This is a genomic window from Paenibacillus sp. FSL K6-4396, assembly GCF_038002525.1.
Lineage (GTDB): Bacteria > Bacillota > Bacilli > Paenibacillales > Paenibacillaceae > Paenibacillus > Paenibacillus amylolyticus_B.
Genome location: NZ_JBBOCR010000001.1, coordinates 939,882 through 964,801 on the forward strand (window position 1 = coordinate 939,882; position 24,920 = coordinate 964,801).

General features: G+C 44.1%; 23 protein-coding genes and 1 rRNA gene. 19 read left to right on the forward strand and 5 right to left on the reverse strand.

The genetic code is table 11. The annotated features are described in order from the left end of the window. Window positions 1–58 precede the first annotated feature (58 nt). The 7 genes from MHB85_RS04230 (at window position 59) to MHB85_RS04260 (ending at window position 4,985) form a co-directional block, all read left to right on the forward strand. Window positions 59–631 carry an RNA polymerase sigma factor gene (locus MHB85_RS04230; RefSeq protein WP_244661140.1) on the forward strand — a complete coding sequence of 191 codons (573 nt, stop codon included), beginning with the start codon at window positions 59–61 and terminating at the stop codon, window positions 629–631. After that, window positions 606–1,454 (forward strand): hypothetical protein, encoded by an 849-nt coding sequence (locus MHB85_RS04235; RefSeq protein WP_192136089.1) that lies wholly within the window; start codon window positions 606–608, stop codon window positions 1,452–1,454. Before MHB85_RS04230 ends, MHB85_RS04235 begins: the two co-directional genes overlap by 26 nt. Then, window positions 1,447–2,310 (forward strand): ABC transporter ATP-binding protein, encoded by an 864-nt coding sequence (locus MHB85_RS04240; protein ID WP_244661141.1) that lies wholly within the window; start codon window positions 1,447–1,449, stop codon window positions 2,308–2,310. Before MHB85_RS04235 ends, MHB85_RS04240 begins: the two co-directional genes overlap by 8 nt. Next, window positions 2,307–3,374 carry a hypothetical protein gene (locus MHB85_RS04245; protein ID WP_341072449.1) on the forward strand — a complete coding sequence of 356 codons (1,068 nt, stop codon included), beginning with the start codon at window positions 2,307–2,309 and terminating at the stop codon, window positions 3,372–3,374. Before MHB85_RS04240 ends, MHB85_RS04245 begins: the two co-directional genes overlap by 4 nt. Before the next feature lie 216 nt (window positions 3,375–3,590). Next, a complete protein-coding gene (locus MHB85_RS04250; RefSeq protein WP_192136096.1) occupies window positions 3,591–4,067 on the forward strand; it encodes a GyrI-like domain-containing protein in 477 nt (158 codons plus the stop codon). 25 nt (window positions 4,068–4,092) lie between these two features. After that, on the forward strand, window positions 4,093–4,542 hold the full coding sequence (locus MHB85_RS04255) for a hypothetical protein (protein WP_192136098.1): 450 nt from the start codon (window positions 4,093–4,095) through the stop codon (window positions 4,540–4,542). Next, the gene (locus MHB85_RS04260; protein ID WP_192136100.1) at window positions 4,539–4,985 is read left to right on the forward strand and encodes a hypothetical protein; all 447 of its coding nucleotides are present in this window, start codon (window positions 4,539–4,541) and stop codon (window positions 4,983–4,985) included. The genes MHB85_RS04255 and MHB85_RS04260 overlap by 4 nt, the downstream gene beginning before the upstream one ends. A 96-nt stretch (window positions 4,986–5,081) precedes the next feature. Here the strand turns inward: MHB85_RS04260 and MHB85_RS04265 are convergent, their stop codons facing one another. Next, a complete protein-coding gene (locus MHB85_RS04265; protein WP_074093601.1) occupies window positions 5,082–5,486 on the reverse strand; it encodes a CBS domain-containing protein in 405 nt (134 codons plus the stop codon). Window positions 5,487–5,663: 177 nt separating this feature from the next. On the opposite strand from MHB85_RS04265, the gene pbp4 reads away from it, so the two are divergent. The 3 genes from pbp4 to MHB85_RS04280 all read left to right on the forward strand — a co-directional run bounded on the left by pbp4 (window position 5,664) and on the right by MHB85_RS04280 (window position 9,314). After that, complete coding sequence (gene pbp4 / locus MHB85_RS04270) at window positions 5,664–7,754, forward strand: penicillin-binding protein PBP4(5) (protein ID WP_192136102.1); 2,091 nt, start codon at window positions 5,664–5,666, stop codon at window positions 7,752–7,754. Between the two features lie 327 nt (window positions 7,755–8,081). Beyond that, on the forward strand, window positions 8,082–8,663 hold the full coding sequence (locus MHB85_RS04275; protein ID WP_192136104.1) for a TetR/AcrR family transcriptional regulator: 582 nt from the start codon (window positions 8,082–8,084) through the stop codon (window positions 8,661–8,663). A gap of 24 nt (window positions 8,664–8,687) precedes the next feature. Next, window positions 8,688–9,314, forward strand: a complete 627-nt coding sequence (locus MHB85_RS04280; protein WP_192136106.1) for an HXXEE domain-containing protein — start codon at window positions 8,688–8,690, stop codon at window positions 9,312–9,314. Window positions 9,315–9,385: 71 nt separating this feature from the next. Here the strand turns inward: MHB85_RS04280 and MHB85_RS04285 are convergent, their stop codons facing one another. Further along, window positions 9,386–10,156: a class I SAM-dependent methyltransferase gene (locus tag MHB85_RS04285; protein ID WP_192136122.1), complete on the reverse strand. Its 771-nt coding sequence runs from the start codon at window positions 10,154–10,156 to the stop codon at window positions 9,386–9,388. Window positions 10,157–10,438: 282 nt separating this feature from the next. Here MHB85_RS04285 and MHB85_RS04290 point away from each other — a divergent pair, with 282 nt between their 5' ends. The 5 genes from MHB85_RS04290 (at window position 10,439) to MHB85_RS04310 (ending at window position 15,700) form a co-directional block, all read left to right on the forward strand. After that, the gene (locus MHB85_RS04290; RefSeq protein ID WP_192136108.1) at window positions 10,439–10,855 is read left to right on the forward strand and encodes a VOC family protein; all 417 of its coding nucleotides are present in this window, start codon (window positions 10,439–10,441) and stop codon (window positions 10,853–10,855) included. 580 nt (window positions 10,856–11,435) lie between these two features. Further along, window positions 11,436–12,557, forward strand: coding sequence for an FxLYD domain-containing protein (locus tag MHB85_RS04295; protein ID WP_244661149.1), 1,122 nt, complete (start codon window positions 11,436–11,438; stop codon window positions 12,555–12,557). Between the two features lie 14 nt (window positions 12,558–12,571). Beyond that, window positions 12,572–13,720, forward strand: coding sequence for a S1C family serine protease (locus MHB85_RS04300; protein WP_192136110.1), 1,149 nt, complete (start codon window positions 12,572–12,574; stop codon window positions 13,718–13,720). Between the two features lie 127 nt (window positions 13,721–13,847). After that, window positions 13,848–14,447: a TetR/AcrR family transcriptional regulator gene (locus MHB85_RS04305; protein ID WP_192136111.1), complete on the forward strand. Its 600-nt coding sequence runs from the start codon at window positions 13,848–13,850 to the stop codon at window positions 14,445–14,447. Window positions 14,448–14,479: 32 nt separating this feature from the next. Further along, window positions 14,480–15,700 carry an MFS transporter gene (locus tag MHB85_RS04310; RefSeq protein ID WP_101314786.1) on the forward strand — a complete coding sequence of 407 codons (1,221 nt, stop codon included), beginning with the start codon at window positions 14,480–14,482 and terminating at the stop codon, window positions 15,698–15,700. Between the two features lie 99 nt (window positions 15,701–15,799). Here the strand turns inward: MHB85_RS04310 and MHB85_RS04315 are convergent, their stop codons facing one another. From MHB85_RS04315 to licT, 3 genes are all read right to left on the reverse strand, one after another. Beyond that, entirely contained in the window at window positions 15,800–17,209 is a 1,410-nt protein-coding gene (locus tag MHB85_RS04315; protein ID WP_074093605.1) for a glycoside hydrolase family 1 protein, read from the reverse strand. Between the two features lie 42 nt (window positions 17,210–17,251). Beyond that, entirely contained in the window at window positions 17,252–19,150 is a 1,899-nt protein-coding gene (locus tag MHB85_RS04320) for a beta-glucoside-specific PTS transporter subunit IIABC (protein WP_192136112.1), read from the reverse strand. 187 nt (window positions 19,151–19,337) lie between these two features. After that, window positions 19,338–20,198, reverse strand: coding sequence for a BglG family transcription antiterminator LicT (licT, locus tag MHB85_RS04325; protein ID WP_105602179.1), 861 nt, complete (start codon window positions 20,196–20,198; stop codon window positions 19,338–19,340). Window positions 20,199–20,510: 312 nt separating this feature from the next. Between licT and MHB85_RS04330 the strand changes: the two genes are divergently transcribed. The 4 genes from MHB85_RS04330 to MHB85_RS04345 all read left to right on the forward strand — a co-directional run bounded on the left by MHB85_RS04330 (window position 20,511) and on the right by MHB85_RS04345 (window position 24,785). Beyond that, window positions 20,511–20,678, forward strand: coding sequence for a DUF3934 family protein (locus MHB85_RS04330; protein WP_074093608.1), 168 nt, complete (start codon window positions 20,511–20,513; stop codon window positions 20,676–20,678). Between the two features lie 165 nt (window positions 20,679–20,843). Beyond that, a complete protein-coding gene (locus MHB85_RS04335; protein WP_341072450.1) occupies window positions 20,844–21,275 on the forward strand; it encodes a MarR family winged helix-turn-helix transcriptional regulator in 432 nt (143 codons plus the stop codon). Window positions 21,276–21,355: 80 nt separating this feature from the next. Then, on the forward strand, window positions 21,356–22,531 hold the full coding sequence (locus MHB85_RS04340; protein WP_341072452.1) for a YhgE/Pip domain-containing protein: 1,176 nt from the start codon (window positions 21,356–21,358) through the stop codon (window positions 22,529–22,531). Window positions 22,532–23,232: 701 nt separating this feature from the next. Then, window positions 23,233–24,785, forward strand: a 16S ribosomal RNA gene (locus MHB85_RS04345). Window positions 24,786–24,920 lie beyond the last annotated feature (135 nt).

Below are 24,920 nucleotides of genomic sequence, written 5' to 3' on the forward strand. Positions count from 1 at the left end.
TTTTTGATCTTTTATAATCCAAATATCGTTAATTGTATGTAGAGGAGGTGAGGGAGCGTTGAATGATGAAGAGCTTATTCAAGAGATTCATGAAGGTAGCCGAGCTGCCATGGAAGTACTGGTGAAACGGCATTATAAGTCGATATTTGCTTATGTTTATCGGAAAACCGGAGAATACCATACTGCTTATGATCTCACACAAGAGGTATTTGTAAAAATGATGAATTCCCTGAACAAGTATCAGAACACAGGACAATTCAGTCACTGGCTACTGAAGATTGCAGTGAACCATTGTAGAGATTATTATCGTGGTCGGGAATTTAAGCAGCAACAAAGAGAGAGTGAATTAACTGAGGATGCGTTCCCTGCCAGTGAACAACAGAATGTTTGGAATATTTTCCATAAGCGATATCAGAACGAGCAAGTCAGGCGGGCAGTATTAAGTTTGCCTGATCAACAGCGAGATGCAGTCATTCTAAACTATTACAATGGATTAAAGATCAGGGAAGTTGCTGAAATTACGGGAACCAATGAATCGACCGTAAAGTCTCGCATTCGATTGGGGATAACGAAATTAAAGGAGATTATTGTGGGAGGTGAACGGAATGAAAAAAAGAGGAAACGGAGATGAATCGAATTCTGTGGCGGAGTTGGAAATAGAAGAGTACAACAAAATAGCTTCATATCTGGATGAGTATCCGGTTGAATTTCCATCCGAGATGGAGATTGACAAGACAATTAGAATACTGGATACATATATGCCAGATCACATGAATGCTCACCTGAAACAAAAATCATCTGGGAATTCAGTCAAGGAATTATTCCATTTAGTTTATGGTGAGGTTGCTGTCTTCCACAAATCTTACTGGTTAGTCTGTTTAATGCTCTTGTTGTTCGGCTATTGGCTAGGTACCCACAGTACGACAGACCCTTACATGAGTGTACTCTTTATAGTACCTGTTCCATTTGTACTTGGTTTGCTAGAAGTTTTCAAAGGTCGAGATGAAGGATTGATGGAAATTGAATTGACCTGCAAAATTACGGCACAGCAACTGATGCTTACCCGGCTAATCGTAGTGCTCACTGGGAATATGGCGTTTGTTTTTTTGCTTAATTTACTTATATCAAGCGAAACGGGTGTTTCCTTATCATGGAGTGCTATCGGCCTTGCGTATACACAGCTTATGATCGCAGCAGGTACAAGTCTATGGCTCGCGATGCGTGTCAGAGGCGGGACAGCCGTCAGTATATTTCTAATTGTATGGTTCGCACTGGTTTGGCTTGTACTAAGTAATCCCCAATTGAAGACTCTACTTCAATCAATTCAGCCCGCAGTAGTTATGGCGATGGCTCTATGCGGAGTTCTACTATTACTCAGTCAGATCTATGGGATGGCAAGGAAATATACATTAAAGACAGAAAGAGGTTACTCGTTTGATACTGACCATGGATAACGTATCCAAGAAATACAGGAACAAGTTGGCGGTAAAAGAAGTCTCACTTGAACTATCCAGTGGTGGTGTTTACGGCCTCCTTGGACCGAATGGAGCAGGGAAGACAACATTGCTTCGCATGATTGTAGACATTTCTAAACCCACGTCTGGACAAATTTTGTTGAACGGGCGGCCTATCCAAAACATGGGGGAACATTATCGAAGTTTGTTGGGCTACATGCCGCAACGATTTGGGTTTTATAACCGATTCAGTGCTTATAAATTTCTCATGTATATGTGCTCTTTGAAAGGGATTGGTATTAATCAAGCTTCAGCACGTGTGCAGAAAACGTTAGTAATGGTGGGCCTTGAAAATCAAGCACAACATAAAATCCGCACATTCTCCGAAGGGATGAAGCAGCGATTGGGAATTGCCCAAGCTTTGCTGAATGATCCACAAATTTTGATTCTTGACGAACCGACAGCTGGATTGGACCCCAAAGAGCGCATTCGATTTCGTAACATTATCGGTGAGTTAGGAAGAGATCGTATTGTAATGTTATCTACGCATATCATTTCTGATTTGGAGTTTTCATGTAAAGAGATGATCCTGATGAATGAAGGGCAGCTCATCGCCCATAATACTCCGGAAGAGATTATGAGCCGGATGAAAAATACCGTATGGAAAGCGAAATTGAATTCGCAGCAACTTGCTGATCTTTCCTCTCATTTCAAAGTAAGCGGTTTGTCTTATGAGTCAGATGGAATCGTAGCTCGAATTCTCGCCAAAGAACAGCCCGTTCCGCAAGCCGTACTAGAATCACCACGGCTTGAGGATGTATATATGCACTATTTTGGAGAGGGGACGAAGTCTTGATTCGTTTAACTCAATTTGAGTTTTATAAAATTATAACGCGTAAAAGTATTGGTATAGCAATGTCTATTTTGATTATTTTTCTAGTCGTATACTCATTTTGGAGGTATCCTGGGATAATGGATGGTTCCGCCTTCTACAAACCTTATGAAGGTCCTATTACAACAGAGAAGGTAAAAGTCGCACATAATCAATATGATTCCATTTGGGATAGTCCCGAAGGTAGATACCAATATGGTGCAATTTACGATATTGTGTTTTTTTCTCCGGAAACGATCAAGAACAGCACACGATATGATGATCGTGGCAACATCATGGAGCGAACAGTGAATGTATCCGAAATTTATTATAATAAACCTTGGGGCTACTTAATGGAATACATTGATCAATTCGGTGTAGTTTTTATGATGATTATGGTTCTGCTAGGGTTGGCTCCAGTATTTACTGAAGAATATGTACTAGGTACAGCATCATTACTGCGTAGCAGTAAAAGAGGCAAAAGCAAGCTCGTATCAGCAAAATGCATTGCTTCCATATTGTACGTTTTGATGTGTGTCGTTGTATTTACTGGGATAAACTTGGTTTTATATTGGTTAAGGTTTGGTAATCTGGCTGGGGCGAATACTTCTATACAGAGCGTGGGCATGTATGTTTACAGCTTTGATTATGAGTTCTCACCGTATACTTTTAATGCTTTTCAATATTATTTAGTTCAATTGTTTACTCATATAGCAGGCAGCTTGGTCTTTGCATCTATTGTTTTGCTGGTATCCGTCCTCAGTTCTACATCCTTTATAGCTACAATTGTGAATACTGTGATAGTAGGTCTGCCATACTTGGCCTTTGACGTATTAAATTTAAATTCCGGGTCATTAAAGTGGGTCGAGAAATTTTCGATAAGTACCATGATACGGGTAACAGGGCTTTATCAAACATCAATAAACTATTCCTTATTTGGACTGAATATGTCTTATTTAACCTTATATATCGTTGTCATGGCATTAATTGCTTTTTCGACTATAATTTCCACATATCGTATTTTCCACAGCAGGGAAATGTTTCTTTGAGTGGTGCTATGAGTAATCCTTTTTTGAGATTAAGGTTCGCAGATACTGCGGGCTTTTTTATTTGCAGGAGTACTGGCACTATTTCCAATCTACCTACTCTTTTGATACAGTAACTGTAGGGCATATCGGAGGTATATATCATGTATGGAACAATGTTTTCATGAAAGGGTCATGGAGAACTGTGCCCCATATCGCTCTCGGAGAGGAGTCCATCGAATGAATGTGAATGAACATGTGATCGAACAGCAGTCTCTTACCTTTGTGGGCATCAAACGAACGTTCTCTTGTGTGGATGGAGAGAATTTAACGGAAATCCCTAAGATGTGGCAGGATGCTTTGGCAGACGGCATTGAGGAACGTTTAAACGGGTTCAATAACGGAGCTATTCCCGGTCTGGTGGGCATCTGTGTAGATCAGAGAGAGCTGAAGGACAATCAAATGGAGTATTGGATTGCTACCTCTTACTCAGGTGAAGTGCCTGAAGGTTTGGTGCCTATCGAACTCCCCGCGTCCAATTGGGTTGTATTTGAAGCGGATGAATTAAAGCCGGAGGCAATACAACGGTTGTGGCACCATATTATGACAACGTGGTTTCCCTCCACTTCATATAAGCATGCAGGTATTCCTGAACTTGAAGTGTATAGAGGTCACGGCACACCTCCCCAAGTCTGGATACCTGTAAAATCTGTGTGAGCAAAATTGAACTAGGAGGTCTACGATGTTATCCAATAAAGTGATTGATCATTGCCAAGAGCAAGGTTGGTGGCATGAAGATGTTCCAGCAGCCTACGAAGAAGCATTACGCAAGCTTGAGATTGATCTTCAGTCGGATTTTGCAAAATTTTATCTACATGCAGAGGATGGACCGACTTTTTATAGCAGGCATCAGGAGTTGTATCAGATCTGCTGGTTTATGGAGAACACCGTATATATGGAAGATGTGAATGTAGCACAGCTCACATTGGGACTCCCTGAGGCATATATTCCACTAGATAGTTTTGAAGGTGAAGGTGGATTTTTCTACAACCGTCAGACAGGAGAAGTGGTGCTGGTGGAACTGGGCGAGTCCATTGAACGGTTTCTTAATGGCGAAAGTAAGCCGCAGTGGTCTGATTTCAATGCTTTTTTGGAATGGTATTTCGTCCTGGAGGAGGAGACGGTGCAATGAAAGAGCTGACACCGGAACATGCCGAACTTGAGCGACAGATTATTGAGACCGTAGAAGCCGGTAATGTAGTGGACGAGACGCAGCAGCATGAACAGGCCCTCATCTATTATGATCAGGCATGGGGCATGCTGCCCGAGCCGAAGATGGAATGGGAGATCGCAAGCTGGATCGCATCCTGTCATGCGAATGCACATATCGATCTGAAGCAATATGAACTGGCGAAGCCGTGGGCTGAGATATCGTTACATACGCGAAGTACGGATAGAAATACGAGTCCATTGATCGATCTCGGCATGATCTGCATGAGACTTGAACAGCATGACGAGGCATATTCGTATTTGCATCAGGCGTATGAGTTTGGCAGAGAGCGTGCATTTCAGGGAAGCCCTAGGGACGTGTTGAGTTATTACATTGAAGAGCGGGCTAAACGCAAAGTAGAGTGATTCCGACCATACCATGAAACAAAAAGGGTACCCCGGTTTGGCCAAAATATGACCACTGGAGTACCCTTTCGATTATTACGGGATGTTTTACTTCATCTAATCCGAAATGTTACGCGTATAGTATTCAATAATATCCTTACGACGGATAATACCGAGGAAGACACGATCAACATCCACCACGGGCACAAAATTTTGGTCTGCTGCAAGTGTCAGCATATCCTCCATTTCAGCCTCAATGAATACACATTCATTATATACCCGATTGTTAATCTCATGGACTTGAACCTGATCCATCGTATCAAAAGTCAATCCGGGTGTATTTCGCATTTTCCATAACAAATCGCCTTCGGACAGGGTAGCAACATATTTTCCATCCTGGTCAATCACGGGAATGGCGGTGTAGTGGTGCGATTCCAATTGCTCAATAGCATCTTTCATGGAAGCGGTAGACTTGATATAGGCCACTTCGGCTTTGGGGAGTAAAAAATAGCTGATTTCCATCATCGGGCTCCTTTTCAGCCTTTTGCATAGCAAAAAAGCTTTAGTATGTAATCTCACTATCCTTATTTAAACATATTATGTGAGCTTTCGGCTATTTTTAATGATAAATTCGTCAGATTTGTTTCATTGTTTAAATGGCGCTGGAAATCTATAGTGTATATTAGAGGTGATGTAACCATGAAATCCAAACGTAAATTAATGTACGGACTGCTGCCCATCTTGTTTGCAGGTGGAATCGGAATGTATCTATACATGCAGAATAACAAAGAAGCAGAAGCCAAGCCCCAGACTACCGTGAATCAGTACATAGAGCATCTGCAAAAAAAAGAATTTGACCAGTTGTACACCTTGATGACATCTGCTTCGCTGCAAGAGTCGGGCATGAACAAGGAACAATTTGTTGAAAAATACAACGCGATCTATTCGGGCATGGAAGTATCCACCGTCAAGGCGGAGATTAAGCCTGTGGATGTTGCCCAAACGGCTTCCGATGGCAGTAAGACCGATGCAGAGAAACAAAACCCGGATACGTATGAGGTGGATTACAACCTGCAACTGACAACTTTTTTGGGAGAAGTCAGTGAGACGCATACATTGAAACTGGTTCGGCAGGAGCTTGAGGATGGGGGAAAAAACTGGCAAATTAACTGGCAGCCATCGTTGATCCTTAATGACATGGTAAAGGGCAGTAAGGTGCGAGTGAGGACACTGTTCCCGGATCGTGGAGACATTGTAGATCGTGATGGCTTGCCACTGGCTACCAAGGGCACGATGAACGAATGGGGCATTGTACCTGAGAAACTTGGTGATAACCCGGACCAGATGATTACACGAATCGCAAGTCATTATCAGGTTTCGGAAGATGCCATTCAAAAGGCGCTTGCGCAGACATGGGTGAAGCCGGAGTACTTTGTCCCGATTGGTTCAACGGAGGAGTTTGACGTGCCAGAATCTTTAAGCGGGGTTACGATGCAGAGTAAGGAAATCCGTTATTATCCACTCGGTGATGCGGCTGCGCACCTGATTGGTTACATGCGCAAAGCCACCAAAGAAGATCTGGATAAGGATACAGAAGGCTATTATCGCGCAGAGGATTGGATTGGCAAAGCGGGTTTAGAGCAGTCCATGGAGAAACAACTGCGTGGTGAACGTGGTGGTTTGATTGAAATTACGGATGAGTCCGGTAACTCCCGTTCTGAGCTTATTCGCAAGGATGCTGTAGATGGACAGAATGTTCAACTGACGATTAGCTCCAAACAACAGAAGAAATTGTATCAGACATTGTCCAGTGGTGGAGACGCCGGTGCGATGGTTCTGATGAATCCGACGGACGGCAACTTGCTGGCGTTGGTGAGCGCACCTTCCTATAACCCGAACAAGATGGTTACAGGACTTACACAGGCAGAGTGGGATGCTTACTCGGCGAATGAGAAGCTTCCTTTTATCAATAGAGTTACTACACGATATGCACCAGGATCAACCTTCAAAGCGATAACTGCGGCAGCAGGCCTAATGGAGAAGGTAACGACAGCGGACAAAACCCACGAGATTTCCGGTTTGCAGTGGCGTAAGGACGACAGTTGGGGCGGATATTACGTCAAACGGGTGAAAAGCCTGAGCCCTGTCAATATGGTCGATGCTTTGGTGTATTCCGATAATATTTATTTTGCGATGGAAGCCACCGAAATGGGCAGTGCAAAGTTCATCGATGGAATTCAAAAGTTTGGGTTTGGTGACAATTTCGGGTTGGATGAACTGTACCTGAAGCCAAGTCAATATGCGAATGAGGCTCACAAAGACCTTTCCTCCGAGGTGCTACTGGCTGACACATCCTATGGACAGGGTGAAATGTTAATGTCGCCAATTCATCTCGCTGCTGCCTTTACGCCGTTTGTGAATGAAGGAAAGCTGGTGAAGCCTGTTCTGATTGTTGGCAAAGAAACATCTGACTCCGAGGTGATCATTACACCTGATGTGGCAAATTCGGTCAAAGACGCTTTGAGAGAAGTCGTATCTCGCCAAGGCGGTACTGCACACACATTGAGCTCTGTTGCTGGCAGTCTTGCAGGTAAGACCGGCACGGCCGAACTGAAAGCGAAGAAGGGTCAGCAAGGGCTGGAGAATGGCTTCTTCGTCACCTTTGATACTGAATCACCATCTTTTCTGGTGGCAGCGGTGATCGAGGAAGTTAACGGCCGCGGCGGCAGCCATTATGTGGTGGATCGTTTGAAGCCGTTCTTGGAGAAGCTTAAATTGAAGGAACAGTAAACCAACAGTTTACAGTTATTTAAAAGCTGGTTGAAGAATTCATTATACTGAGATGTGATTAACTCATGGACTGATTCTCCTTGTGTGAATGGTAGTGTAGCAACTATTATTCACACAGAATCAGGGTATGAGTTTTTTGTTGTCCAGTACTACCTCTGCTTAGTCCGCCATTGACGTCAAAACCAGACTTGCAATAAGAGAAATAATGGATATAATAAGTTTAAACAACATTTTAAATGACGTTTAAATCGTTATTTAAAAATATTTAAATTGACGCTCAAATACATGCTCATCGTTTATTTCAGACAAAAATACGGGGAGGATACTATGGAAACTGACAAAAAAATGGAAACCAAGGAGAAGATTTTGCGTGCCACACTGGAGTTAACCAAGAGAGAAGGTTTTGAAGGTATAACGATAAAAAAAATTGCAGAAGCCTCAAGCACAAATGTTGCATTAGTTAATTATTATTTTGGTTCCAAAGAAAACTTGATCAACGATTCCGTGAAGTTGATATTGAACAGCTTTGAGCATACCTTTGGTATACTTGATGACCATTCATTACCAGCACGAGTTAGATTAAAGCGATTTTTACTGGATTATTTGCACGTTATCCTCGAATATCCAGAGTTGCTCTCCAGAATTATCCTCATGGGTAAGACTGTTTTCGCATCCCAACATGAATATGGGGCCTTTTTAAACTTACTCGGTTTTCCGAAGATTAAGAGTGTTCTAAAAGAAATAACGGACGAACAACAGCCCGAGAAACTGATGACAATGACGGTACAGATTTTTGGAGCGCTTTTTCTCCCGGCACTTATGAGTCCGATTCTTGAATCCGGAGCTTCCGTGAAGATTGCACCTATAGAGGAACAAATTGACTTGCTCTTTGACAGATACTTTCATTAAAAACCTTGAATTGAGGCGATTGGAATGAATGTGCTCAGAAAATACTGGCAGGACTTAGGATTGGTCATTGGACTTCTTGTATGTATTTATGTTGCAGTGGATTGGGAAACGATTCCGCGGATCAACAATATTTTATGGTTCAGCTTCGTAGCAATCCTCCTTCATCAGTTTGAAGAGTATCGTTGGCCGGGTTACTTTCCGGGCATATTTAATACGGTCTTATTTAAAAGTGATTCACCAGAGAGATATCCGCTAAATAAACAGTCTGCAATGATAATTAATGTCTTTATTGCTTATCTCTTTTACTTGATCCCTGTTGTGTTCCCATCGGTAGTGTGGCTGGGGCTGGCTCCTGTTTTGATGGGCTTTTTCCAGATTGTTTTCCATGGACTTGTCTTGAACGTAAAAGCAAAAACCATCTATAATCCAGGTCTGTTTACCGCGATATTTCTACATTTGCCAATTGGGATCTGGTATATCCGCTACGTGCATGAGTATCAGTTAATAACCGTAACAGACTGGATCGTGGGTGTGATTTATTTTGCCATCGCAGTCTATATCTTCATCGTAAAAGGAAATACGTGGCTAAAAAATAAAAACTCCATCCATATCTTTTCACCTAAAGAATTAGCTCTCCGGAATAAAAAATAAATGTATAAAAAGGCTATCCCCATTTCATACGAGGGGATAGCCTTGGACATTATTTATTTGTGGACTTCTGCTTATTTCCGGGCAGTTAGCATAAAACGGGCCGAGTTGGTACGAATGCCTTGATCGCATCGATATGTTTCCACAAACTGCTGGAATCGCTCAAGGTCAGAGGCTGTTTCTCCAAAACCGGGAATGATCGGTGCATGGGTGAGCAGAAACAGCAAATCATCAGGTGTAGCGTAATACTCAATCGCATCATATACACGGGCCTGAATGTCATGAAATCCAGCTTCGTGAAGTTCATGCTTGTAACGTTCCATCAAAGTACCAGGTTGAATGCCGAGGCTTTGTCCACGGCCGAAAACTTCTGAAATGTTGGATTTATCGTGTTCGCTGACCTGCTGAGTTAGAAAAATCCCACCCGTATCAAGTACCCTGAATACTTCTGAGGCAGAGAACCCGGAGTGTCTGGAAGATACCACATTAAAGAAAAAATCAGGAAAATCCAGTTTTTCTGCGTCCATTTGAAGAAAGCGTACATTGGAATGAGTTCCTGCGGAATGAGCTTCCGCAGCCAGAAGATTCTGTTGTGCAGTTTCAATCATTCCTTGAGCGAGATCAATTCCCACCAATAACAAGGCTTCTTTTGCAATGGACAGAATAGCTTCTCCACCGCCTGTTCCAATATCGAGTAACAGATCGGACGATCGTGTATGGCGAACAACTTCCTCATAGAAATTCCATCCGATCTTCTCCGAGACAACGTTCATGGAGCTGAAGTTCCAGCCATTCGTCCGGCCTACGCGTTCATAAAAGTCAGCATAATCTATGTTGTTTTTCATTTTCATTTTCATTTCCTCCAATGTGAGTTTGTTTGAACAGGACAAGAGAGTTGTGCATATCGTTCTATTGTAAATGGTCGAATGGGATCAGATGGACAGACGTGTCCCTAGATAGCTGGTACGCGTTTTGACCCAGCCCGACGACTACTTACTTCGAACAATACGGAGCAACATCCGTGTCACCTCACAAGTTGGAATGTCTCCATTATATTCAATTGACAGCGTATACGCGAGGTGTTATTTTGAGGTGGAATGTATTCTATGAGTTCGAGGTGATCCATGGTGGCTATTCGTGCTAAGCAGATTTTTGTCAATTTACCTGTCCAAGATTTGAAGAAATCCGTTGAATTTTTTACCAAGGTGGGATTTGAGTTTGACGCCAATTTTACGGACGAGTCTGCTACTTGTATGATCATCGGGGAAAATATTTACGCCATGCTTCTGGTGGAGGAACGTTTCCAATCCTTCATCTCGAAAAAAATCTCCAATGCTGCCGATACAACCGAAGTCATCGTTGCCCTGTCTGTAGATAGCCGTGAGCAGGTAGATGTGATTGTACAAGCTGCCCTCGATGCAGGAGGGAAGCCATCCAACGAACCACAGGATCATGGATTCATGTATGGATGGAGTTTTCAGGATCTGGATGACCATCTGTGGGAAGTTTCCTATATGGACCTAAGTGCTTTTCCTTCGGATTGACAAAATGAAAATTAGTAGAACCTTCCTAATATTAGGAAGGTTTTTTTGCTTCTTTTCTGCATCCATTTATTATCTGAGGTATGCATTCACACATCCCCATGTACATGGACATGAATAGGATAACCCGAGCTTTTTAAAAAGGGACGACAGTCAGCCAAAGCATCGGTTGGACAGGGCGGTAACGCATTTGCGATCAATGCCAACGAACTGGGCAACATCCGGGTGCGCGCAGGACAGCAGGGCTGAACAGGAGAGATACCGCGTGTCGATATCTCCTTCTTCGTTTATGGAAAACACGCACCGAATTTATCCGGATAACATATGGTGTAATTTACCTTTTTGCTATATGATAAGTGTCGATTCATGTTGACGTTTTGTACCGAAAGATGCTATAGCTCATGTACTAGAAAGTTAGAAGGTAAGTATACATACGTTTCTTTTTGATGGAGGGATTAGGATGTATTGTCACATATGTGGGACCAAAAGTAGTCCTGGGGATAGTACGTGCAGAAAGTGTAACACAAAACTGAAAGATGCAAGCTCCACAGAGGAACAGATCTGGGCGGAAACAGCAGTGGGTTTGGAAAAAAGAACAGGAGAAACAGCCGAATTATTATCCCGGCAGCAACAGCCTGCACTCAGACAGGGCAATACCAGTCAAGGCCGCGCATTTAGTTGGATCATTCCACTGTTACTGGCAGCCGTGATGGGGGCTTTACTGACGTTCTACTACAAGCAGGAGATGGGTATTAATGCGGAGGTGAAGTCTCTGCATCAACAGGCGGAACAAGCTGCACTAGAGGGGAAATATAAAGAGGCTCTTCAACTGCTAGACACCGCTCTAGTGAAACGACCAAACTATGATGCACTTATACAGGATCGTCAAATTACGGCGAAAGCGTTCAATCTGATGAATCAGTTGAATGAGGCTGCCACAAATCTGAAAACAGGAAAACTCTCAGAAGGAGACAAATCCATTCAGACAGTAGCGAAAGTACTGAAAGAGCGAGAAGAGCCTGTTTTCACCAAAGTGCGTGCCACATTAAGTAATAGAAAGGTTACGCTGGCTGTGCTGAAGGTGAAGAAAGAAATCGATAGTTTGACGACAGTAGAGGCACTGGCTGAGAAGCTGGATACGATATCGAATCTGAAGGGTAAGGAAGCCGAAGCAGTAGAGAAGCAAATTGTTGATAAGCTGGCAGGGATTAGCTATAAGCAGGCTGAGCAGCAAGTCAAGACAAAGGATTTTACAGCGGCATTGCAAACGGTCGATCAAGGGCTGTCTTATGCGCCGGAGGATGACAAACTGACAGCGTATCGTGATCGAGTGCTAAGTGAGAAGAAGAATTTCGAAAAAGCGGAAGCCGAACGAATTCAACTTGCCGAACAGCAGGCAGCAGAAGAAGATCTGAAGAATCGAACGTCGGCAGTGAGCATTGTGAATGTCGAAGCCGCGCTTGATATGTATGGTGACCTGTATATTAGCGGTTCAATCATAAACAATGCAACTCGGCCGATCTCTTCCGTCACCGTTATGGTAGATATATATGGTACAGACGGCACTTATCTAGGGCAAACCTATGTGGATGTGTATCCAAGCTGGCTTGAAGTGGGTGAAGAAGGATTTTTTGAGACGTATTATTATGGTGTATACCAAGAAGCAGAAGTATCTGTTGTGAATGCAACGTGGTATCTGGAATAGGAGGACAGGTCGGAATGGGCAAACGAATATGGAGCACCATTATATCCAGTGCAATCATTATAGGAGCCGGAGCAGGAGGCGTGTTCTGGATTCACAGTTATACAGCAGATCAGTTGCAGGCTGAACCGAGATTGGCAGTTGTTAATGCGAAAGAAACAGAAAACGCAGCATCCAAACCGTCCTCCAAGACAGCCGTGAAGAAAACACGTAAACAGATTATTGAAGAGAGTCAGAAGAAAGTGGTTACGATCGAGAGTAGCAGCGGGCTAGGCTCCGGTTTTCTCTATAATGATCAGGGAGATGTTGTAACCAATGCTCATGTGGTAGAAGGTTCGGAGGAAGTGACGATACATACTCTGAATCATGAGGAATACAAAGGAACCGTAATTGGAATCGGGGAAGAAACAGATATTGCTGTTGTTCGAGTACCTGATCTGAAAAAGTTGAAACCGCTGGCTATCGCCAAATCTAAAGCCGAGACTGGAGATGAAATCCTAGCTCTTGGGAGCCCGCTGGGATTAGAGAACACGGTAACTACAGGCATTATCAGCGGTGTTGGACGCAGCTTCGAAATTGCGCCTTACATTTACAGCAATCTGTATCAGATCTCGGCGCCGATTACCCATGGCAACAGTGGTGGACCACTAATCAACGCAGAGACGGGCGAAGTACTTGGTATTAACTCAGCCGTTGTGGAGCAGGAGGGTGGGATCGGGTTCAGTATCCCAATCACTACCGTGCTGAAGCAAGTGCAAGCCTGGTCCAAGAAACCATCCAGCACAACGGCGGTTCAGACGGCTGGTGGTAATGGATCGGGATCGACCTCTGCTTCAGCGAAAGCAGAATGGGCGGTGACCGAGTTTTACAACAGTCTGAATCTAGGTGACTATGTTACAGCTTATGCTTTGCTCGGAAGTGAATGGCAGAGTGGCACAAGTTATGCCAAATTTCGTGAGGGTTACCTGAATACCAGTTATGTGACGATTGGAGAGGTCTCCTCTATAGACAAGGGCAATGACGGGATGGAAGTGACTGCAGTGATTACAGCCGATGAACGCAGGGATGGCGAATATGTAACCACGAAGTATAAGGTTACATATCAGGTTGCTTCTGAGAATGGCCAATTGAAAATACTGCATGGTAAAGGTAAGAAAATAACATAAAATAAATCAAAAAAGGAGAGTTGGCTGATGTGCTACTCTCCTTTTTTTGATTGCTTATATTGGGTGCATCTGTTAAAATACAGAACGAATGTTCAGTATGGATGGGACGGAGTGAAATGGAATGAATATGAATAAAAAGCAACTTCAAACCGAGCAGACCAAGAAGAAACTTGCGGATGCTTCCAAAGCCCTTTTTGTACAAAAAGGTTATAAAGCAACATCCATTGAGGATATTGTAGCTGCGACGGGCAGCAGCAAAGGCAATATATATTACCATTTTAAAAGTAAAGAAGGTCTGTTCCTCTATCTAATCGATGAATGGGACCGGGAGTGGGAAGAGAGCTGGGCGGCCAAAGAACATCTCTATCACACCTCCACGGAGAAGATTTATGGTTTGGCGGAGCAATTAGTTCTGGACGATATGAATCACCCCCTGACGAAGGCGGCTGATGAGTTCTTCACAGGGGAAAAGAAAGAAAATGATATTGAGGAGCGGATCTCCTTAATGTTTGAGCGGCATATTCAATTTAATAAACAAATGATAGAGCAAGGCATTGAGAGTGGTGAGTTCAAAGCAGACAATGTAGATAATCTCGCGCTCATATTGGAAAGTACCATTGTTGGTCTTAGTCAGATGTCACGGGGGATGGAGCCTGATCAGGCTCTTGCGTTATACCGCCAGGCCGCCAGTGTATTCTTACATGGGATTGCAAAGGATAATGCTTAAGCAACATTTTGACAACTACGGAGGATGGAATCATGGCATTACTTACACGGAACAGGGGCGCACTGCTGCTGTTAATGTTTAATATTTTTCTTGTTTTTACGGGTATTGGTCTGGTTGTGCCGATCATGCCTGCGTATATGGATCTACTGCATATCACCGGATTCACGGTTGGATTGCTGGTAGCGGCATTTTCCTTCACCCAGTTTCTGTTCTCCCCGCTTGCGGGTCGATGGTCGGATACATGGGGACGTAAAAAAATTATCGTTGGCGGCATGCTGATCTTTGCCGTATCGGAGTTTATGTTTGGTGCGGTCAATGCACCAGTCTTGCTCTTCGCGGCCCGGATGCTTGGTGGTATTGGTGCGGCGATGATCTTCCCGGCGGTTATGGCTTACACCGCAGATATTACAACAGAGGAAGAACGCGGCAAAGGTATGGGATTGATTAATGCAGCCATTACAACCGGATTTATCATCGGACCGGGAATTGGTGGATACATTGCTGACTTTGGCATTCGAATTCCGTTCTACGCCGCAGGGGTTGCCGGGTTGCTGGCATCGATTATCACATTGATTATTTTGCCTGAATCCACGCGAAGCACAGGAGAGCAAACTAAACCTGTAGCTGGCGCAGAGAAGGTCAAAGCTCCGGGTATGGTATCCCAACTGCTGAATTCATACCGTGAACCGTACTTTTTCAGTTTGATTATTGTATTTGTTATGGCATTTGGTCTGGCGAACTACGAGACGGTATTTTCACTGTTTGTGGATCATAAGTTTGGCTTCACGACCAAAGACATTGCATTTATCATTACATTTGGTTCCATCGCGGGTGCGGTTGTGCAAGTATCCCTGATCGGTTGGTTGCTCAATCGGTTTGGTGAAAAGATGGTCATTTCAGTCTGTCTGTTATTTGTAGCCGTATTTGTACTATTGACCTTGTTTGTAAGTACGTACTGGATGATTCTTGTCGTAACGTTTATCGTCTTTCTGGGTATGGACATTTTGCGTCCGGCGATCAGTACACAGATGTCCAAACTGGCACAAGAACAACAGGGCTTTGTGGCCGGATTGAACTCGGCGTATACCAGTTTGGGGAATATCGCAGGCCCGATCGTAGCTGGAGCATTGTTCGATGTGAATATTAACTATCCTTATGTTTCTGCAGCAGCGGTTTTGGCGATCTGTTTCCTGTTATCCCTACGGGTACTTAGAGGTGCCAAAGCGGTAAAACAACCGAAGGCTGAAATGTAATTTTATAATTGGAAATGAAGTACATTAACACAAAAAACAGTCGATCACACCTAACGTGTGGTCGACTGTTTTTTATTATGATATTAAAGGAGTACGGTATTAACGAATTTCTCCATTCGTTTCAATCAGTTTTTGATACCAGTGGAAACTCTGTTTGCGGATACGTCTCAATTCCTTGATATCAAATTCCTCACGATCCACATAGATGAATCCATAACGTTTGCTCGACCCTTGATGTGTGCTGACCAGATCGATCGCAGACCAAGGGCAGAAGCCAAATACATCCACGCCGTCCGTAATTGCCAGTTGAATCTGTTCGATATGTTTATTGAAAAATTCAATACGATATGGATCGTTAACCACGTCGCCTTCCTCCAGTTTATCAAATGCACCCAGACCGTTTTCCGTAACAATCAATGGCAGATGATAACGGGAGTAGATCTGACGCAGGGTAGAGCGGAAGCCCACCGGATCAATTTCCCAACCAAACTCCGTTTTTTGCAGATTGGGATTCACAGATCCTCTATATGCGCCTGGTTCACCCACAATTTCATGCTGGTCTCCTGTATGAGAGAAGTCATTGCCATCGTTCAGACTTTCACCAACCGTCTGGGAAGTGTAATAGTTAAACGCAATAAAGTCAGGATTTCCTTGCGCCAGGATGTCCATATCTCCGTCTTCAATGACAGGCGTATATCCTTTCTCTTCGAGATAACTCCAGGCAATATGATTATAACGTCCATATACCGCCATATCGAGATAGAGCCAGTTACGAATGGCAGCATAGTTATCAGCCGCGAGTGTGTCTTCTGGTTTGGAGCTCGCCGGGTAAATTACACCGATATTGGGTGCTGGGCCAATTTTGGCTTCAGGCAGCATTTCATGACATAGCACCATGGCTTTAGCTTGAGCAACCAGCATGTGGTGATTTTGCTGATACAGTGTTTTTTGCGGATCAACAAGTGTTGTATCCAGTGTACCCAGAGAGCCGGGATGCAGGATCAACATATTTTGTTCGTTGATGGTCAACCAATATTTAACCCGATCTCCGTAGTTCTCATAGAGGGTCTTGGCATATTGTTCAAAAGCATCAATTGTTGCACGGTTGGACCAGCCACCTTTTTCTTCAAGCGCATAAGGAAGATCGAAGTGATACATCGTCACTATGGGTTCAATACCGTATTTAATTAACTCATTAATGAGAGAATCGTAAAACGCGAGACCCTTCGGATTCACTTCACCCGCTCCTTGCGGATAGATGCGTGTCCATGCGATCGAGAAACGGTATGCTTTGAAGCCCATTTCGGCCAGCAACGCCACATCTTCTTTGTACATATGATAGTGATCACTGGTTACCTTGAAGTCGGTTACACCTTCCACATGGTTGCCCATGTCGATGACAGAAGGACCTTTGCCATCTTCATTCCAGGCTCCCTCAATCTGATAGGCAGAGGTTGAACCTCCCCAGAAGAAATCTTTAGGAAATGGCTTCAGTTGAGTATGTTTCATGGTTAGTTCCTCCTTAGTTGAATTCGTATAAGATAAGTTGTGTCAGACAACGAGAGTCAGCAGGACATCATTTTTCTGTACCTGCTCTTGATTCGTTTCGAACACATCCACTTCTTGCTGCGTTAGGGTTACAATGACAGGGGTTACGGTTTCGTATCCGGCTTCTTTGATCTTATCGATGTCAAACTGGATCAACAAATCGCCCTGTCTGACGATATCCCCTTCCTGAACGACAGGAGAGAAGTGTTTTCCCTTTAGCGCTACTGTATTGATGCCGATATGAATCAGGATTTCCGTTCCTGCGTTGGTGGTTAATCCAATGGCATGTCCAGTCGGGAAGAGGGAAGTGACAACACCGTCTACCGGAGCAACAACTTCACCAATCTCAGGGACAATCGCCAAACCTTTGCCCATAGCACCAGTCGAAAAGGCTGGGTCATTAATGGTACTCAGTGCTACGGCTTTACCTGTAAGTGGGCTATAAATTTGTTCCTTTTTGATTTCTGTTGTTTTGGTCTCAGGTACGACAGGAAGCTCTACCGGCGTACTTTCAGCCGATGGGCTGGAACCAGATTCATTTTTCTCGGAAGCTATGTCTTTCGTTTTGCTTTCATAACCAAACATCACCGTTAATACCGCTGCTACAGCAAAGGAGCAGGCAATAGCAATCACGTAGACAACCGTTGGTGTATAGACAGGAATGGCAAATATATTATGGAACACATAAGCAGTCATTTTAACACCAAAGTGACCATTAATGGCACCGCCGATCGCACCTGCGATGACTACGATAGGAATTACACGTTTATAACGCAAGATCAGACCGTATACAATTGGTTCAGTTACTCCTGCAAGTAAACCGGTAAGGCTGGTCGAGCCAGCAAGGGTTCGCAGGGTTTTATTCTTTTTGGCTTTCAGGAAAATACCGAAGGCTACACCGATTTGTGCAAATACAGCTGCAGCAGCCATGGCTTCAATCGGATCGCCGCCAACCCCGATATTCTGTATCGTGATTGGAGTGAAGCCCCAGTGGAGTCCAAAGACAACCATGAAGGTCATGAATCCACCGAGTACAATCCCTGATAATATACCGCTGACACCAATGAGCCAAGTTACGCCGGAGGAGATCCAGTCACCTACCGTGGTGCCGAATGGTCCAAAGGCCATTGCGGACAGAGGAACCATAATCATCAAAGCAATCATCGGTACAAGGAACAATTGCAGGTCTTTCAAAATGATTTTTTTGAGTAACTTATCAAGAACAGCATAGATACTGATCGATATGAAGATTGGGAATACGCTGGCTGAATAATTCATCATGACAACCGGTATACCCAGGAACGATACATCTGAGCCCTTATCCATCAGCCCGGTGAAGCTCGGTTCCATCAGAGCGGCACCAATTACGCCAGCTACATAAGGATTGGCTTTCAGCTTCATACCCAGTGTGATGCCAAGGAAGATGGGCAAGAAATAAAATACAGCGTTGCCGGCAGCGGATAAAATCAAGTATGTGTCACTTGTATCCGACATCCATCCGAGCATGGTCAGGACAGTCAGCAAAGCTTTTAGCATACCTGATCCTGCCATAGCCGGGATTAACGGCGAGAAACTTCCGGATATAATTTCAAAAACTTTGGATAATAGCGAGGTTTTTTCCCCCGTGGACTCAGCCGATGAGGAGGAATCTCCTTCAAAATCCCGGTTTTTCATGATCTCCGCATATACATGAGCCACGTTACTACCGATGACCACCTGGAACTGGCCACCGCTTTCGACAACGGTAATAATACCATCGTGTTTTTCAAGCGTTTCGCGTTCGGCCTTTTTCGAATCTTTCAGGTCAAATCTCAGCCGGGTTGCACAGTGGACAAGACCATTGATATTGGCTTCTCCGCCGACGAGACGAACGATGTCATCCCCCATTTTTTTATGATCCATGTTCATTCTCCTTTGTTGTTAAGATTGCCTGAAAACAAAAAAATACCTAAACGAATGGCTATGATGATCATCGGAAAGATGACCTGTTGCCAATCATTTAGGTATCGCCTGCTTGAGCAGTAACAATCCTTGTCGTTAAGTTGTGAGACCTACTATATCTGACGCCGTAATCGTTTGCAAGCTTTTTTTATTCCGCGCCCAGCAACTCGTTACGAGAAGTGACACGTTGAATATGGATCGTCAAATACACCTTTTCATCAATGGACATGGCACTTTCAAACCTTTCTTCAAGGTACTGATTGATTAATTGGGTGCATTCAAATGCCTTGCTATATTTGTCCTTCACCTGCTCATACAGAAAGTTGTCTCCTGAAGCAAATTGCTCCTGTTCATTACTCAACATTCTCTGCACAAAATATTGAAGATGGGTAATAAACCGGGAATAATTAAATGAATTTTCATCCAGGGCGATGTGGTAATGGTTGGTCACAATGTTGAAGATATCATCAATAACTTCAGTGATTTCAACGGTTTGTTTCATGCCTTGAGCATCTTGACGAGCGTTTACAAAATGCATTGCAATAAAGCTGGCCTCATGTTCATCCATCTGGATGCCGAATTGTTCCTGGATCAGCTCCACAGCGTTCATGCCAATCCCAAACTCCTTCTTGTAAAACTTCTTGATCTGCCACAAAAGGGAATTCTTCAGCCCGACGGATTTACGGTACCGGGTAATGGCAAACTGAATATGATCGATCAATGATATATAGATATTATCACTAAAAATATCGCCCATTTCCTTTTTGGCATGGCCCACAATTTCGTCTGCTAACTTCAAATATTCAACCGATGTTTCCCCAATCAGATCAATGAGTTTTTGCGGTATTTTATCTGATTTCAGCACAAAGGTTTTTTCGATTTTATCCTCATCCACAGGCTGCCCGTTTTTCTTTTTGAAGCCAAGACCGTTGCCAATGACAACAAATTCGTGACCAACCTGGTTCTCAGCCCGGATGACATTGTTGTTAAAAATCTGACGGATGATCATATATGTGTTTCACCTCAATTGGTCGTAATAATAACAAAAAACCCAAACTAAGGCTTAATAGACAGCCTTGGTTTGGGTATCGCCTGCTTACCAGTAACAATCCCGAAGAAGACGCAGCTTCCTCTTTCAATTATGTCCACTATACCGCTTTCATAACAGAATAACAATACAATGATTTCTGGAAATGGACGTAAAGACGTGGATTTTTGGTATAATAAGAAATGCTGGAAGTGAATTAGATGGGCTGGGTTGCATAATAAGTTACCGAGGACGGTCATTTTTAAGCATATACAGGATTATTGGAGTGATAACATGAGCAATGCAAAAGGAAAAGGCGGCACCGGCCGTGGTACGGGTAAAAAAGGCTGGAACCGTTGGCAAGCCGCTGCAAACCGGGCAAAAAGTGCCCCGAAGCCTTATAAAAGTAAAGGTACAAAGAAGAAGGACGATACCGAAACTTCAAGTGGCAAGCCCGAGTAAGTATGGTTTGACGATGCCAGAGGAGAGAGCTGCCTGACTAACGGGTGGGTCTCTTTTTGCTTGAAAAGATAAAAAAATAAATTGACAGTAGTGTAAATATGGTAATAATATAGAGCTTACGCAAATTAGATGGTAGTGCTACTATATAGAGAGAGGAGCATCAGCATGCCTGTTAATATGGATGAAAATCCACTTGGACTGATTCTGTCACGGACGTATCTGGCATACAAAAAAACAACAACCAGAAATCTGAGCGAACAGGATATTACTCCGGAACAATTTGCAGTTCTGAATGAATTGAGCAAGGCTGGAAGCCATATATCACAGAAAAAACTGGCCGAATTAACAGTGCGGGACCAGACAACGGTAGGCAAAATTATAGACAAGTTGATTCGCAAAGGTCTGGTGACAAGAGAAGAAGATCCACAGGACCGCAGAGCGGTTTTGCTTTGTTTGACGGCGGAAGGACTGGAAATGAATAACGTTCTTACACCAAAGGCAAGACAGCAAGAGCAAGAGGCACTCGCCGAATGTTCTCCTGAAGAGCTTGAAGCATTCATGAATGTGATGAATCGCATCTATGAAAAGATGAAATAAATTTTTTTGACCAAATATGTGCATGTGCATATATATGTAGTGCAATTATTTTAATTTTAACTAACGGGAGTCGTGAACGAATGAAAAGCTTCAAAGATTTTCTTAAAGTGCCACAGACAAAAATAGGGTTGGTTTTTGCATTGATTGTTCCGCTGTTATTTGTTGTGATCTGGATGACGGGTTATCATCAAGCCACGGAGAGAGTGGATCAACTTCAAGTTGCTCTCGTGAACGAAGATGGGACACAGGGAACAGAGGTGCAGAAGCAGATTGAAACGCTCGCGCCTTTCCATGTCAATGTTCTGGGATCTGCCGAGGAAGCTGAGCAACAGATGAATGCAGGTAACTATGCGATGGTTATTGTTATTCCGGAAGGATTCACTGACCAGATTGAAGGAGGTACAGAGGCGAGTTTGTCCTTTTATATCAATCAGGGAAATGCGGATGTAGCCAAATCCATTGTGGAACATGCCGCGACCGGAATGACCGCACAAATGGGTCAAGGGATTCTGGAATCCAAGGTTCAAGTGACACTCAATAATGACAGTATAAACAGCGATGAACTGAGTGCAGCTATTGGACAAGCGATGGCGAAGATGAATGAAGGGCCTGTGAAGGCTGAAATTAATAAAACGAACAGCGTGAGTGATTTTGCAACATCGATGCTGCCCATGATTCTGGGTTTTATCACCTACATTGCTTCGATGACGATGAACATTCAGTTCAATATTACGTCGAATATCATGAAGCGTACCCATTCCAAATGGGAAATCTTCTGGGGACGGCAATTGCTGTTATTGTGTATAGCTGTGATTGTTCCCCTAATTGTGGATACAGTAGCTCTTCAGTTCACGGATGTTGCGAGCTCCTTCGGCGCTTTGTATCTGTATCATGTGCTGGTGAGTCTGGCTTGTATCTGTTTTACACAAATGAGTTTTGCCCTGTTTGGCAATGCAGGACCTCTATTTAATGTAGCGATGGTTCCGCTCCAGTTGATGACAGCAGGAAATATCATTCCAGCCGAGATGCTGGCGCCATTCTACCGTTATATAGGAAACTTTCTGCCCGCTTCCAATGGAGTACAGGGATTTATGCGTTTGATCTATAGTGGAGAAGCAGTGGGGGGATACATGGTTCATCTTCTGTTGATCTCGATTATTACGTGGGGAATTACGTTGCTGCGAGTTGGCATGCAAAAAGCAGGTAATGGACAAATGACGATGACGCCTCCAGCATCAGCACAGGCACAACATTAAGGGTTTCCTTCTATATATAATGTAATAGCACACAAGAAAGTGGTTCACGTATAGTTTTATGTGTGCATCACTTTCTTTGTGTATCTTCTATAATAGTTCTACTTATACTCGTGGTAACTTACAGTACCCCCAGTAATTTTACATGACCTTGATAAAAGGACAACCTAAATTGAGCATATTAATGAAGCTAATAAATATATGAGAGGAGATGTAGGCTAATAAGTTTAAGTCAATTAGACATGTATGGTGATATATGAATGGGGAGAGTGTCGTTTAAGCTATAATAAACTTTACACTGGGATAGAGGAGAGCAACGCAGTAAAGGTAGTTGATTTGTAGTAAATGCATTTTATTAAATTAAGTGTTGTAATCAATATCTGTACGTGATATATTATTAATCCGGCCAAGAAAACACAGTTTACACGGTGCGGCAAGCGAATTAAATAAGCTTCGAAAGAAACTTAAAAAAAGAGCTTGCAAAGTTGGTTCGAACATGATATTATATAAGAGTTGATGAAGAGAACAATATTCGGTAACGAAACAAGTTTGATCTTTGAAAACTGAACAACGAGTGAGTGAACATTCTGCTTGCAGAATGAACGCAAAAGTTTGAAACAAGCCTTGGCTTGGATCGACTGGAGCACAAATGAGATTTTTAATCTCGTCAGATTCAAAATGAGCTTATCGCTCTTTTCAATACTTTATTGGAGAGTTTGATCCTGGCTCAGGACGAACGCTGGCGGCATGCCTAATACATGCAAGTCGAGCGGAGTTGATAGGAAGCTTGCTTCCTTGATACTTAGCGGCGGACGGGTGAGTAACACGTAGGCAACCTGCCCTCAAGTTTGGGACAACTACCGGAAACGGTAGCTAATACCGAATAATTGTTTTCTTCGCCTGAAGGGAACTGGAAAGACGGAGCAATCTGTCACTTGGGGATGGGCCTGCGGCGCATTAGCTAGTTGGTGAGGTAACGGCTCACCAAGGCGACGATGCGTAGCCGACCTGAGAGGGTGATCGGCCACACTGGGACTGAGACACGGCCCAGACTCCTACGGGAGGCAGCAGTAGGGAATCTTCCGCAATGGGCGAAAGCCTGACGGAGCAATGCCGCGTGAGTGATGAAGGTTTTCGGATCGTAAAGCTCTGTTGCCAGGGAAGAACGCTTGGGAGAGTAACTGCTCTCAAGGTGACGGTACCTGAGAAGAAAGCCCCGGCTAACTACGTGCCAGCAGCCGCGGTAATACGTAGGGGGCAAGCGTTGTCCGGAATTATTGGGCGTAAAGCGCGCGCAGGCGGTCATTTAAGTCTGGTGTTTAATCCCGGGGCTCAACCCCGGATCGCACTGGAAACTGGGTGACTTGAGTGCAGAAGAGGAGAGTGGAATTCCACGTGTAGCGGTGAAATGCGTAGATATGTGGAGGAACACCAGTGGCGAAGGCGACTCTCTGGGCTGTAACTGACGCTGAGGCGCGAAAGCGTGGGGAGCAAACAGGATTAGATACCCTGGTAGTCCACGCCGTAAACGATGAGTGCTAGGTGTTAGGGGTTTCGATACCCTTGGTGCCGAAGTTAACACATTAAGCACTCCGCCTGGGGAGTACGGTCGCAAGACTGAAACTCAAAGGAATTGACGGGGACCCGCACAAGCAGTGGAGTATGTGGTTTAATTCGAAGCAACGCGAAGAACCTTACCAGGTCTTGACATCCCTCTGACCGATACAGAGATGTATCTTTCCTTCGGGACAGAGGAGACAGGTGGTGCATGGTTGTCGTCAGCTCGTGTCGTGAGATGTTGGGTTAAGTCCCGCAACGAGCGCAACCCTTATATTTAGTTGCCAGCACTTCGGGTGGGCACTCTAGATAGACTGCCGGTGACAAACCGGAGGAAGGTGGGGATGACGTCAAATCATCATGCCCCTTATGACCTGGGCTACACACGTACTACAATGGCCGGTACAACGGGCTGCGAAATCGCGAGATGGAGCCAATCCCAACAAAGCCGGTCTCAGTTCGGATTGCAGGCTGCAACTCGCCTGCATGAAGTCGGAATTGCTAGTAATCGCGGATCAGCATGCCGCGGTGAATACGTTCCCGGGTCTTGTACACACCGCCCGTCACACCACGAGAGTTTATAACACCCGAAGTCGGTGGGGTAACCGCAAGGAGCCAGCCGCCGAAGGTGGGATAGATGATTGGGGTGAAGTCGTAACAAGGTAGCCGTATCGGAAGGTGCGGCTGGATCACCTCCTTTCTATGGAGAATCGTTTCCTGCAACGGAAACATTCAAATATAAGTCTTCAGGAAGCATGCTTCCGAAGCGAGCTTTACTTCGTAAAGCTTTTAACTCACTCGTTGTTCGGTTTTGAGAGCTCAAACTCTCAAACAG